Below are 12,998 nucleotides of genomic sequence, written 5' to 3'. Positions count from 1 at the left end.
GAACCGATATGCGCAGGGATACCTGTGCCTGAGAAAGGACCGCCGAATGGCCGTCGTTACTATGAGCCAGCTGCTTGAAGCTGGCGTTCACTTCGGACACCAGACCAAGCGTTGGAACCCGAAGATGAAGCGTTACATCCTCACGGATCGCAACTCCATCTACATCATTGACCTTCGCCTCACCCTGGCGGAGATTGACAAGACGTATGACTACGTGAAGGAAACGGTTGCCCGCGGCGGCAACATCCTCTTCGTGGGCACCAAGAAGCAGGCTCAGAGCGCCATCAAGGAGCAGGCGGAGCGCACGGGTATGCCCTACGTCAATCACCGCTGGCTGGGCGGCATGCTCACCAACTTCCAGACGGTCTCCAAGCGTATTGCTCGCATGAAGGAGCTCGAGGAAATCGACTTCGATGACGTGGCCGGTTCCAAGAACACCAAGAAGGAACTCCTCATGATGAGCCGCGAGAAGGAGAAGCTCGAGCGTACTCTCGGCGGCCTGCGCGATATGCGCCACGTGCCCACCTCGATCTTCGTGGTGGATACCCCCAAGGAGCACCTGGCGGTTGCAGAAGCCAACAAGCTGGGCATCCCGGTGGTGGCCATTCTTGATACGAACTGCGATCCGGATGAGGTCCAGTACCCGATCCCGGGCAACGATGATTCCATCGGCTCCGTCCAGCTCCTGACCCGCATCGTGGGTGACGCCGTAGCGGAGGGCCTCCTGGCCCGCGGCGGTAACAACAACGAGGCCATGCCGGAGTGGGAGCGCGACGTTCTCGAGTCCTCCAAGGATGCCTCCGCGGATGCCGCAGCCGAAACCGCCACGCCGGAAGCGGCAGCCTCCGAAGCCGAGGCCGCTCCTGGAGCTGTGTCCTCCGAAGCGCCGGAAGCAGCCGCCGAATCCACCGAGGCCTAAGCCTCACCAGAATTAGTTATAGGAGAACAATGGCTAAGTACACCGCAGCAGATATTAAGGCTCTGCGCGATAAGACGGGCGCCGGCATGATGGACGTCAAGAAGGCGTTCGACGAAGCTGACGGAGACGCCGCGAAGGCCGAGGAGATCCTCCGCGTAGCGGGCATCAAGTCCGCCGCCAAGCGCGAGGGCCGCACGGCCGCCAATGGCCTCGTGGCCGCCCAGGTGGTTGATACGGAGAATGGCCAGCGCGGCATCATGGTTGAGGTCAACGCCGAAACCGATTTCGTTGCCAAGACGGACCGTTTCGTTGCCCTCGGTGCTGACGTGCTTCGCGCCGCCGTGGAGTCCGGCGTCAGTGACGTGGATGCCCTTCTCGAGGTGGAGCAGGATGGCCGCACGATGGCCACCCGCATCAAGGAGGAAATCGGCGTTATCCACGAGAACATCCACGTTTCTCACCTCGCCATCATTGAGGGCGAGCATGTGGATGTTTATCTTCACAAGTCTGATCCGGACCTCCCGCCGCAGGTGGGCGTCCTGGTGGCCACCAACGCCGCCGGTGCCGGTGTGGCGCATGACGTCGCCGTGCACATTGCGGCCATGTCCCCGGATTACCTCGCAATTGAGGACGTGCCGGCCGAGGTGCGCGAGCGTGAGGAGCGCATCGTCACCGAAACCACGCGCGCTGAGGGCAAGCCGGAGAAGATCATCCCGAAGATCGTGGCCGGCCGCATGGAAAGCTTCTACAAGGAGGTGGTGCTCCTGGAGCAGGGCACCGCACGTGACCCGAAGGTCCAGATGAAGCAGTTCCTCAAGGAGAACGACGCCGTTGTCACCGGTTTCGCCCGCATCCGCGTGGGTGAGGGCGCCGAAGCCGAGGCCGACGCCGAGTAAGGCTCGCGGTTAGCCGAGACACAGGGGCGGCGGGTAATCCCGTCGCCCCTTTCGTTTGCCTGCGTGAGTGGGCAGGGCGCGAGTGACCCCGGCCGGCTGGCTGGTGACGGGCCGGTGTCGAATCGCGGCGGGTTGTGCTGGTGCCGTGTCCGCATGGTGTCGTGGCTGCCCGGTGCATGCTGTCCACTGTCGTGGACGCCCGGGTGGCGCTGAGTTGATGGTTTTTTGTTGAGTTGATGGAAAACCTCCGGTTAGAGGCCGAAATCTGGGTCGCAACCGGAAGTTTTCCGTCCACTGAACAGTTTTCCGTCATCTCAGCGGGGTCGGGCAGTTACGGGCAGTCACCTGGACGGATGAACACCCGTCCAGACCTGCGGCAAGTCGGTGCCCCGAGTTGATCCCGGTCTGCACCGAGGTCGTCGGATTCACGATGAACGGCTCAGGCGGACTCCCGAATACGGCGAAATCCGCGATGAAAGGCGAGAGCTGACGAATCGGCCTGGTCGGTAGGCGCGCATTGATGGGTTAAAGCCCAGCCCATTCCGCTCGCCCCACGCGGGTGCAACGCAGGTACGGACGTTGCCGGCGACGCCGTAGCGGCGCAGCACAGGTACGTAAGCTCCGTACGTTCGTGGAGACCGACGTCGTAGGGGCGGGTTGGCAGGTATGAAACCGTTGCATGTACGTTGCGGACGACGTCGGCGGATTCACGCGTAGGGACCCGAGGCACGTGCCGGACGCCGGATGGTAGGCAGCGCAGCACACGGACGCCAGAGAATCGGATTGCGCTGGTAACCTAGGGAGGAATGATCAGCGAGCGCGGAGGGAGCATCGTGGCTGTAGAACAGGACACCGATTCATATCACGTAGGAGGGATCGTTCCGCAGGGCCGTGCCCACGAGTTTGCGCCGGAGGACGGTGTGCGCCGGGTGCTCATCAAGCTATCCGGAGAAATGTTTGGCGGCGGTGCCGTCGGCATTGATGCGGCTGTACTTCAGCGGGTGGCTCATGAAATTTCGGTGGCGGTAAGTGAGGGTGTCCAGGTTGCCGTGGTGGTGGGCGGCGGAAACTTCTTCCGCGGTGCCGAACTCCAGGAACAGGGGATGGACCGGGCTCGCGCGGACTACATGGGGATGCTCGGCACCGTCATGAACGCAATTGCGCTACAGGATTTCATTGAGCAGGCAGGTACGCCGGCTCGCGTGCAGACGGCCATCCAAATGACCCAGGTGGCAGAGCCCTATATTCCGCTTCGGGCGATCCGGCACCTTGAGAAGGGGCGCGTGGTGATCTTCGGTGCCGGGGCGGGCATGCCCTACTTCTCCACGGATACCGTCTCCGCGCAGCGGGCGCTTGAACTACGCTGTGATGAACTGCTGCTGGGTAAGAATGGTGTGGACGGCATTTATACGGCGGATCCGAAGAAGGATCCCACCGCCAAGCGATTCGATGAGATCAGCTACCAGGAAGTGCTGGTGCGCGGTATTCAGGTGGCGGATGCGGCGGCGTTCGCGCTGTGCCGGGATAACGGTATGCCCATGCGTGTATTTGGAATGTCCGGAGCCGGGAACGTGACATCGGCTCTCCGCGGCGAGATGATCGGAACTATTGTCACGGCTGACAAGTAGGAGAAACACATGGCAATCCAGGAAATTATTGACGAGGCCCGGGAAAAAATGGGCAAGGCGGAGGCCTCCGCCAGTGAAGATTTTGGCGGTATTCAGTCCGGCCGCGCCTCGGCGGGCATGTTCAACCCCATTCTGGTGGATTACTACGGCACGCCCACCCCGCTCCAACAGTTGGCCACCATCGCCATCCCGGAGCCTCGCACGGTGAACATCACGCCCTTTGATCCGGGTGCTAAGAAGTCTATTGAGAAGGCGCTGGCGGAATCCAACCTGGGCGTGTCCGTAGCAGATGACGGGCAGCACCTGCGCGTGAACCTTCCCATGCTCACGGAGGAGCGCCGTAAGGAATACGTAAAGATGGCTCGCAACCGGGCCGAGGAGGGTCGCGTCGCTGTCCGCGGCGTGCGCCGCAAGGCTATGGACGCCCTCGCCAAGCTCCAGAAGGACGGCGACGAAGGCGAAGATGCGGTGAAGCGCGGCGAAGCTGAGGTGGACAAGCTCACCAAGGCCGCCACGGAGCGCATTGACCACATGCTTGAGGTCAAGGAAAAGGACCTGTTGGAGATCTAGTGACGGTCCAGCCCGGCGGCCAGGGTGCCGCACCCACCACCCACGCGGCGGCTCCCGAAGCCGGCGCGCGTGGTTTGCGCGCCCAGATTCTGCCGCATCCGCCTGCTCCGCCGGCGCCTTCGGCATCCCGCGCTGGTCGAGACCTCACCAAGGCGGTTCCGACGGCCATTGTGCTATTGGCGGTGGTGGCCGGTTCCGTGCTGGCGGACACGCGCATCTTTTTAGGGATCGCGCTGTGCGCCATCGGGGTGGGCGTGTGGGAGGCGGCGGGTGCCTTCCTTAACCGCGGCGTTCGTATCCCCTGGGTGACGTGTGTGGTGGGCGCGGCCGGCACGGCGCTGGTCGGCTGGCTGGCCGGCCTGGAATTGGCGTTCCTCACGCTGATCGCGGTTGGTATCGCCATTAGCGCGGTATGCACGGTGCGGAGAGACGGAACGTTACCGGTGCTGGCCGGATTCTTCGCGGTGGCGTGGATTGGCTTCCTCGGTGCATTCGCCCTCCAATTGGCACTGTTCCCTGCCCCGCTCGCATACGTGGCGCTCCTTGTCCTCATGCCGGTGGCGAACGATATTGGCGGCTGGGGTCTGGGTATTCTCATCGGCAAACACAAGATGGCGCCCGCCATCTCGCCCGGGAAGTCCTGGGAGGGGTTTGCGGGCTCCGTGCTTCTCACACTCGCGGTCGGCGCGGTGCTCGCGCACGTGTGGCTCGGATGGTCGTGGGCCGCCACCGTCGTGTTCTCCGTGGCAGCTACGCTGACAGCCACGGTGGGGGACCTCTCCGAATCCCTCCTCAAACGGGACCTGGGCGTGAAGGATATGGGCTCCATTTTCCCGGGTCACGGTGGCATGCTAGACAGGCTTGATTCGATCCTGATGTGGGCGCCGATCTGCTACCTGCTGGCCATCTATCTTCCCCTAGTTTTATGAGCGCATTGTCTCGCTCACACCTCGGCGGTTTCGCCAGACCTTGCGCCATCGGCGCAGATGAAAGGACATTATGACATCCACTCCGCACATTGATCCCCACGGCGTTCCCATTGCCGAAACGGTTCTTCTTCCAGGGGACCCACTCCGCGCGAAGTTCATCGCGGATACCTACCTTGATAACCCGGTCCAGTTCAACGCGGTGCGTAACATGCTGGGCTATACGGGCACCTATCAGGGCACGCCGGTGTCCGTCATGGGCTCGGGCATGGGCATTCCCTCGATTAGTCTCTACGCTTGGGAACTCATTCACGCGTTCGGCGCAAAGCGGTTGGTTCGCGTGGGCACCTGCGGCGCGCTCCAGACGGATCTCAACCTGTACGACGTCGTGGTGGCCCAGGGCGCGTGCACGGACTCGAATTTCCTCTCCCAGTACCGCCTGCCCGGCGACTTTGCGCCCATCGGTTCCTTCACGTTGATTGACGACGTCGTACGCCGCGCGCGGGAGAACAAGGTTGCGGTACACGTGGGGAACGTGGCATCCGTGGATGCGTTCTACAACCACGATGAGACGGTTAACCAGCGCTGGGCATCCATGGGTGTGCTGGCGGTGGAGATGGAAACGGCGGGACTCTACGCGGTTGCCGCCGAAGCCGGGGCGGAGGCCCTGGGCATCTTTACGGTCTCGGACAACGTGGTAACCGGCGCTGAAACCACGCCGGAGGAACGCCAAAGTGCGTTCACACAAATGATGGAATTGGCTCTTCCGCTGGCTGCCCTGTAATAGACCCCTGGGAACCTGTCATGGTCCCCTGGGAATTGGGAGGAAAGGATCAGAATGAATCGCTCCGAAGTGGCCGCAATGATTGACCACACGCTTCTGGCTCCGGAGGCTACGGCGCAGGACGTGGCTCGCATCGTGGAGGAAGCGGCGCGGTATCACACGTATGCCGTGTGCGTTTCCCTCACCATGCTCCCGCTTACTGTTCCCGCAGGCCTGCATGTAGCCACGGTGATTGGTTTCCCCTCAGGCGCACATTCGCCGGCCATCAAGGCGGCTGAGGCGGCAGAGGCGGTGGCAAACGGTGCCGACGAGATCGACATGGTGATTAACCTGGCGCTTGCCGTGACCGGTGATTACGAAGCGGTGGAGGCGGAGATCGCTTCCGTGCGCGCTGTTGTACCGGGTGTTCTCAAGGTGATCATTGAATCCGCTGTGCTCAACGATGAGCAGATTGTGGGCGTGTGCCGTGCGGCTAAGAACGCGGGGGCGGATTATGTGAAGACCTCGACGGGCTTCCACAAGGCGGGTGGCGCCTCCGTCCACGCGGTGCGTCTCATGCGCGAAACGGTAGGGCCGGAGATGGGCGTGAAGGCATCCGGCGGTATTCGTGATGCACAGGCAGCACTAGCCATGATCGAGGCGGGGGCGAACCGGCTGGGCGTATCCGCCACCGTCAAGATTCTTGAGGGACTACCGGAGGCCGCAGAATGATAACGCCGGATATTGCCCGCGCTACGGCGTGGCGTGACCATGATCCAGATCCCACCACGCGCGCCCAGATTACCTGGCTACTGGAGGCGGCACAGGATGGTATGGCATCCGCGGTCGAGGAACTCGGGCGTGCCTTTGCCGGGCCTCTTGCGTTTGGCACCGCCGGACTGCGCGGCCAAATCGGTGCCGGCGAATCTCGTCTCAATGAGGCCGTTGTACTGCGTACAACCGCTGGGCTCATGGCATGGCTCAGGAAAAAGGCGACGCGTGCTCCGCGCGTGGTGATTGGCTCAGACGCTCGATTCGGGTCCGTGAATTTTGCGCACGCAGCGGCGCGGGTGGTGGCGGCCGCGGGCGGGGAGGCACTCCTCCTTCCGCTCATCAACCCCACCCCGCTCACCTCCTATGCGGTGCGTCAGCTGGATGCGGACGCCGGCATCATGGTGACGGCCTCCCATAATTCGGCTCGCGACAACGGCTACAAGGTGTACCTGGGTGGCACGGTCGCCACGGGCCCGGCCGCGGGGGTACAACTGGTCTCGCCGGCGGATGCTGAAATCCAACGGGAAATTGCGGCCCAACCGTTTGCGGACCAGATTCCGCAAACTGCCGAGGGTATTCGGCAGGTGGATCCGCGCGAGGATTACGTACACGATGCGGCGGGGCTGGCGGAACGCGGCGGTGCTACCCGGGCCGAGCGCGCGGCTTTGCGTATTACGCTCACGCCCATGCACGGGGTGGGCGGACACTTGACGCTGCGCGCATTGGAAGCGGCCGGCTTCACCAACGTAGATATCGTGGAGCAGCAGGCTATTCCGGATCCGTTCTTCCCCACGGTGAGTTTCCCGAACCCGGAGGAACCCGGCGCCTTGGACCTGGCGAAGGCCTACGCCTCCGCGCATGGTTCGGACCTGATTATCGCGGTGGATCCGGATGCGGATCGTTGCGCCTTGGTGATTCCGGAAGGGGAGGGCTGGAGGCAGCTCTCCGGCGATGAGACGGGGTCAATCCTGGGCGAATTTGCTGCCGGCCAGGCGCCCAAGGGCGCCGTGCTCGCGAACTCAATCGTTTCCTCACGTCTGCTATCGGCTATCGCCTCCGCCCACGGTTTGGGCTACGCGCACACGCTCACGGGCTTCAAGTGGATTGGGCGCACGGAGGGGCTCTACTTCGGCTACGAGGAGGCCATTGGCACGTGCCCGGATCCGGCTCATGTGCGGGATAAGGACGGCATGGCCACGGCCGTGCTGGCAGCCTCCCTGTTCGCCTCGCTCAAAGCGCGCGGCGTCTCCGGCGCGGAGGAGTTGGACCGGATGGCGCGGACCTACGGGCTCTACCAAACGGCCCCGCTCACGTTCCGGGTGGAGCACCTGGATACGATCACGGCGGGAATGGAGCGCCTGCGGCTCACCCCACCGGACCGGCTAGCTGGTTCGAAGGTTGTGCGTGTCGTAGACCTTGCTCACGGCGGTCTCGGGCTGCCCCCGCAGGACGCGCTCCTATTCCTCACCGAGGATGATTCGCGCGTGGTGGTACGCCCCTCCGGCACCGAGCCGAAGCTTAAGTGCTACCTGGAAGTTCATATCCCGGTGGAGGAATTTTCCCCGGGGAAGAACGGACCGACTGTTCCACACGACGCGGCGGCGCACCGGCTGGAGCTCGTGCGTGCGGACATGTGCGCGGCGGTGGGCCTCCCGGATCCCGCAGAGGCAAAGTAGTCGGTTGAATCTGGGCCCGGAATCCACGTTCGTGGCAGGTCCGGGCCCATACGATTCTCATGCGGGTTGCGGTCCGCCGGCGGTGGCCGGTGCGGCAAACGAAACATTGGTCGGTACGCCGCGTCGGGCCGGTAGCGCGGAGAAAATCGGTTAGGTTGGTGCTATGAGTCAGAGCAAGAAGAGCTTCTCGCGCGTGGGTCGCTTCAAGACGGGTTACAACGTTGCGGAAGTGGACACGTTTCTTCGGCGCGCCCAGCGGGCATACTCGGGTGAGGGCGCTCCCATGGAGGTGGAGGAGATCAGTTCTGCGGCCTTCTCCCCGCAACGCGGAGGCTACGAGGTGGCGGACGTGGATGCGGCTCTGGACCGGCTCGCTGCCGCCTTCGTGCACCTCACCCGTGCGGCGGTCATTGAGCAAAGTGGTGAGGAAGCCTGGCTCAACCAAACGTACGACGCCGCTACCGCCCTCTACCCGCGCCTGCTGCGCCCTGCCGGCGAGCGTTTCCGTGACGCCGAAGGATGGGGCTACCGCAAGGAAGACGTGGATAAGCTTCTCAACCGTCTCGCCGCCTACTTCAACGGCAGCGTGAAACTCACCGCCGATCAGTTGCGGGGCGCCTCGTTCCCGGAGGCGAAAGACGGGAAGGCTTATGACGAAGCAATAGTGGACGTCTACATCGAGCGCGCGGTGGCCGTCCTCGTCTCGGTCGAGTAAGTGCACTGGGGTCACCTTCGTACGCCTATTCGGCGTCTTTACACCCCAGAAATGCCCGCTATTCGCGAGTTTCTCGGACGGCGTCCGGTTGATGCGGTGCTGGTACGGGACGCGGTGGAGCGCATGGGGCTTGGCGGTGCCTCCCGCGCACTGGGTATTCGCGGTGAGGATGGGCGGCTTGCGGCCGTCGCGTGGGATTCGGGCAACCTTATTCCGCTGGGGTTCGACGCCGAGGGTCTCGATTTTCTTGCGGCGGACATCCTGTCTCGGCACCGATACGCGTCGTCCCTGGTGGGTCCTGCCGCGCAGGTGCTCGGCCTGTGGCAGCGGCTGGAACCACGCTGGGGTGCGCCACGTGAGATTCGGCCGGTGCAGTATTCGATGGTCATGACTACGCCCTCGCAGGTACGTCCGGATCCTGCCCTGCGCCGCGCACGCCCGGAGGAGCACGCCGCCGTATTTCCTGCTGCCGTGGCCATGTTCACCGAGGAGGTGGGCTATGACCCCACCCAGGCCGGCCCCCAGTATGCTCGTCACGTGGCCACGCTTCTCGCTCAGGGCCGCACATTCATTCATAGTGAGGGCGGGCGGGTAATTTTCAAAGCGGATGTTGGTGCACGCGGTGGCGGTGTGGCCCAAATTCAAGGGGTGTGGACGGCGCCTGAGTATCGCGGGCATGGTATTGCCACCCGGGCTATGGCTGCCGTGGTCAATATTCTGCTGGCGGAGGTGGCACCCACGGTATCGCTTTACGTCAATGACTTTAACCACCCCGCGGTGCATGTGTACACGCGGGTGGGTTTCCGACGTCAGGCGGATTGGGCCACCGTGCTTATTTAGCGGCCACCGGGGAGGCGTCCGGCCGGATGGGCGTGCGGCATGCCGCGTACGGCGTCGTAACGTGACGGGAACGGCATCGCGGCGCTGAATCGGAACCGCCGCCCGCAACGGGGGTGCGGCTACACTAGGGCCGTGCTAAAAATGTCCTCCCTGTTTGTCCGAACCCTCCGCGAAGACCCGGCCGATGCTGAGGTGACCAGCCACAAGCTCATGGTGCGCGGCTCCTACATCCGGCGCGCGGCGCCCGGTATCTACACCTGGCTCCCGCTGGGCCTCACGGTGCTCACCAACATCGAAAACATCGTGCGTGAGGAATTGACGGCCGCCGGTGCGCAGGAGGTGCTCTTCCCCGCGCTGCTCCCAGCGGAGCCGTACAAGGCGACGAACCGGTGGGAGGAATACGGCCCCAGCCTGTTCAAGCTCAAGGACCGCAAGGAGGGCGATTACCTGCTGGCGCCCACCCATGAGGAAATGTTCACGCTGCTGGTCAAGGATCTCTACTCCTCCTACAAGGATCTACCGGTGATCCTCCACCAGATCCAGACGAAGTACCGCGATGAGGCGCGGCCTCGGGCGGGGATTATTCGCGGGCGCGAATTCGTCATGGCGGATGCCTACTCCTTCGATGTTGACGACGCCGGGTTGGACACCTCCTATGAGGTGATGCGACGCGCCTACCAGCGCATTTTCGAGCGGTTGGGACTCCCGTTTGTCATCTGCTCGGCGATGAGCGGGCCGATGGGTGGCTCACGCTCGGAGGAATTCCTCTACGGCACGGAGATTGGCGAGGACACCTTTGTCCAATCCGCCGGTGGATATGCCGCGAATACGGAGGCGGTCACCACCCTGCCGGTGCCGGAGCAGGATTTCGCCGGCGTGCCGGCCCCGGAGCAAGTGGCCACCCCGAACGCCAAAACCATTGCGGACCTGGTGGACGTGGCGAACCGGGTTCACCCGCGTGAGGACAGGCCGTGGGAGGCCGCCGATACTCTCAAGATGGTGGTATGCGTGGCGGTACAGCCGTCGGGGGAGCGTGAGCTCGTGATCGTCGGCGTGCCGGGTGACCGCGAGGTGGATATGGGCCGCGTGGAGGCCAACCTGGCGCCCGCCGAAGTGGAAATGGCCACGCCGGAGGACATGAAGGACTTCCCGGAGCTGGTGCCCGGGTACATCGGCCCAATGGCGATCGGCCCGCAGTCTGCCCGGCGCAGCGGCGTGGAGAATGAGGCCGGTGAGGAGAGCACCGCGAATATGCTCCCGCTACGTTTCCTGCTCGATCCGCACGTGGCACGCGGCTCCCGCTGGATCGCGGGTGGCAACACGTTCGAAGAACACACCTTCAACCTGGTTTACGGCCGTGATTTTGAGGCGGACGGGCAGATCGAAGCGGTGCAGGTGCGCGAGGGCGATATGGCGCCCGACGGCTCCGGCCCACTCACTATTTCCCGCGGTATTGAACTCGCCCACATCTTCCAGCTGGGCCGTAAGTATACGAATGCGCTGGACTTCACGGTATTGGACGAGAACGGGAAAACGCGCGTGGTGACCATGGGGTCCTACGGCATCGGCGTTTCCCGGGCCATGGCGGCTATCGCGGAGGAAACCGCGGACGAAAAGGGCCTGTGCTGGCCGGTGAGCATTGCCCCGGCCCAGGTGCACGTGATTCAGGCGGGCAAGAGCGCCGAGATTACGGAAACGGCCGAGCGCCTGGCCACAGCGCTGGAGGAGCGCGGTGTCACCGTGCTGCTTGATGACCGCAAGCGGGTGTCCGCCGGCGTCAAGTTTGCCGACTTCGAACTGCTGGGCATGCCCTACGGCATGGTGGTAGGACGCGGGCTGAAGAACGGCCAGGTGGAACTACGGCGTCGTGCCACGGGCGAGAGCGCGGACGTGCCTGTCGACGAGGCCGTGGAGCGACTGGTGCGTGCCATCGAAGAGGAGAAGCGCATCTAAGTGCGGTTGTTTCAGCCTTCGACTGGGCAGTCACTCGCGGAGATCAATTCAACCGTCACCGTGCCGCGCGCCAGTGCGGGATTCTGGCGAAACCTCGGGGCATACGCGGGGCCCGGTGCACTTGTGGCCGTGGGGTACATGGATCCCGGCAACTGGGTGACGTCCATCGGAGGCGGACAACAATTCGGGTACACGCTGCTCAGCGTGATCCTTCTCTCCAGCCTCACGGCCATGCTGCTTCAGTACATGGCCGCCAAGCTGGGGATTGTCACGGGACTGGATCTGGCGCAGGCGACGGCACGGCACGTATCACGGGCGGCCGCCGTGGCGCTGTGGGTCCTGGCCGAGCTAGCCATTATGGCCACCGATATTGCGGAGGTGGTGGGTGCGGCCATTGCCCTCCGGCTCCTGTTTGGCATCCCCATGCTGTGGGGCGTACTCATCACCGTGGCGGACGTGCTGCTGCTTCTCCTCCTCATGAAGGTGGGCTTCCGGAAAGTGGAGGCCATTGTCACCACCCTGATTCTCACCATTCTGGTGGTGTTCGCCTACGAGGTGGCCGTTGCCCGTCCCGATTGGGGTGCCGTTGGGCTGGGGTTCCTGCCCTCTAACGCCGTGGTGGCACCGGGGGAATTCACCATGGCGCTGGGGATCGTGGGGGCCACGGTGATGCCGCACAATCTTTATCTGCACTCGGCCATTGTGCAGTCACGCGCCTACGATCGCGGTGATTCGGAGGAGACGCGCAACGCGGTGCGTTTCGTGACGTGGGATTCCAACCTTCAGTTAAGCATTGCGTTTGTGGTGAATTCGCTGCTCCTGCTATTGGGTGCGGCCTTGTTCTACGGGAAGTCCGCTGATCTTTCCTCGCTTGGTTCCCTCTACGACGCCCTGGAGAATCCCGCCGTGGCCGGCGCCGTTGCCTCCCCGGTGCTCTCCGTCCTGTTTGCGGTGGCGCTGCTCGCCTCTGGTCAAAACTCCACCATCACGGGCACACTGTCCGGCCAGGTGGTGATGGAGGGTTTCCTCAACCTGCGCATGCCATTGTGGGCGCGACGCCTCATTACACGCCTCGTCGCCGTGGTGCCGGTGCTGGCGTTCACCGTTGCCTACGGTGGGTCCGAGGCGAGGCTGGAGGGCCTCCTGGTGGGATCCCAGGTGTTCCTGTGCATGGCCCTACCGTTCACCATCGTGCCGCTGGTGTATTTCACGTCCTCAAAACGGTACATGGGTTCCTACGCCAACCGGCCCGTTGTCGCCGTGCTGGGCTGGGTGGCCGCGACGGTGTTGAGCGTGCTCAATATTTCGTTACTCATGCAGATCATCGCGGGCTGAGAA

The 12,998-nt window shown here is 63.6% G+C and carries 12 protein-coding genes; all 12 read left to right on the top strand.

Going from position 1 to position 12,998, the window contains the following annotated elements; translation table 11 throughout:
* The first annotated feature begins 46 nt into the window (after window positions 1–46).
* Window positions 47–919 (top strand): 30S ribosomal protein S2, encoded by an 873-nt coding sequence (gene rpsB / locus EIH27_RS04195; protein ID WP_124039687.1) that lies wholly within the window; start codon window positions 47–49, stop codon window positions 917–919.
* A gap of 29 nt (window positions 920–948) precedes the next feature.
* A complete protein-coding gene (gene tsf, locus EIH27_RS04190; protein ID WP_124039686.1) occupies window positions 949–1,815 on the top strand; it encodes a translation elongation factor Ts in 867 nt (288 codons plus the stop codon).
* Between the two features lie 875 nt (window positions 1,816–2,690).
* A complete protein-coding gene (pyrH, locus tag EIH27_RS04185) occupies window positions 2,691–3,443 on the top strand; it encodes a UMP kinase (RefSeq protein WP_277424095.1) in 753 nt (250 codons plus the stop codon).
* A gap of 9 nt (window positions 3,444–3,452) precedes the next feature.
* Window positions 3,453–4,013, top strand: coding sequence for a ribosome recycling factor (gene frr, locus EIH27_RS04180; RefSeq protein WP_124039684.1), 561 nt, complete (start codon window positions 3,453–3,455; stop codon window positions 4,011–4,013).
* Window positions 4,013–4,942, top strand: coding sequence for a phosphatidate cytidylyltransferase (locus EIH27_RS04175; RefSeq protein WP_241152963.1), 930 nt, complete (start codon window positions 4,013–4,015; stop codon window positions 4,940–4,942). Before frr ends, EIH27_RS04175 begins: the two co-directional genes overlap by 1 nt.
* A gap of 70 nt (window positions 4,943–5,012) precedes the next feature.
* Window positions 5,013–5,723 carry a purine-nucleoside phosphorylase gene (deoD, locus tag EIH27_RS04170; protein ID WP_124039683.1) on the top strand — a complete coding sequence of 237 codons (711 nt, stop codon included), beginning with the start codon at window positions 5,013–5,015 and terminating at the stop codon, window positions 5,721–5,723.
* 54 nt (window positions 5,724–5,777) lie between these two features.
* Entirely contained in the window at window positions 5,778–6,434 is a 657-nt protein-coding gene (gene deoC / locus EIH27_RS04165; RefSeq protein ID WP_124039682.1) for a deoxyribose-phosphate aldolase, read from the top strand.
* Entirely contained in the window at window positions 6,431–8,152 is a 1,722-nt protein-coding gene (locus EIH27_RS04160; RefSeq protein WP_124039681.1) for a phospho-sugar mutase, read from the top strand. Before deoC ends, EIH27_RS04160 begins: the two co-directional genes overlap by 4 nt.
* A gap of 163 nt (window positions 8,153–8,315) precedes the next feature.
* Window positions 8,316–8,867 (top strand): DivIVA domain-containing protein, encoded by a 552-nt coding sequence (locus EIH27_RS04155; protein ID WP_124039680.1) that lies wholly within the window; start codon window positions 8,316–8,318, stop codon window positions 8,865–8,867.
* 51 nt (window positions 8,868–8,918) lie between these two features.
* Window positions 8,919–9,707 (top strand): GNAT family N-acetyltransferase, encoded by a 789-nt coding sequence (locus tag EIH27_RS04150; protein WP_124039679.1) that lies wholly within the window; start codon window positions 8,919–8,921, stop codon window positions 9,705–9,707.
* Window positions 9,708–9,848: 141 nt separating this feature from the next.
* Window positions 9,849–11,660 (top strand): proline--tRNA ligase, encoded by a 1,812-nt coding sequence (locus tag EIH27_RS04145; RefSeq protein WP_124040143.1) that lies wholly within the window; start codon window positions 9,849–9,851, stop codon window positions 11,658–11,660.
* Window positions 11,661–12,995 (top strand): Nramp family divalent metal transporter, encoded by a 1,335-nt coding sequence (locus EIH27_RS04140; protein ID WP_124039678.1) that lies wholly within the window; start codon window positions 11,661–11,663, stop codon window positions 12,993–12,995.
* Window positions 12,996–12,998 lie beyond the last annotated feature (3 nt).

This window comes from Neoactinobaculum massilliense (assembly GCF_900604955.1).
Lineage (GTDB): Bacteria > Actinomycetota > Actinomycetes > Actinomycetales > Actinomycetaceae > Neoactinobaculum > Neoactinobaculum massilliense.
This window is presented reverse-complemented; position numbering and strand designations above follow the sequence as displayed.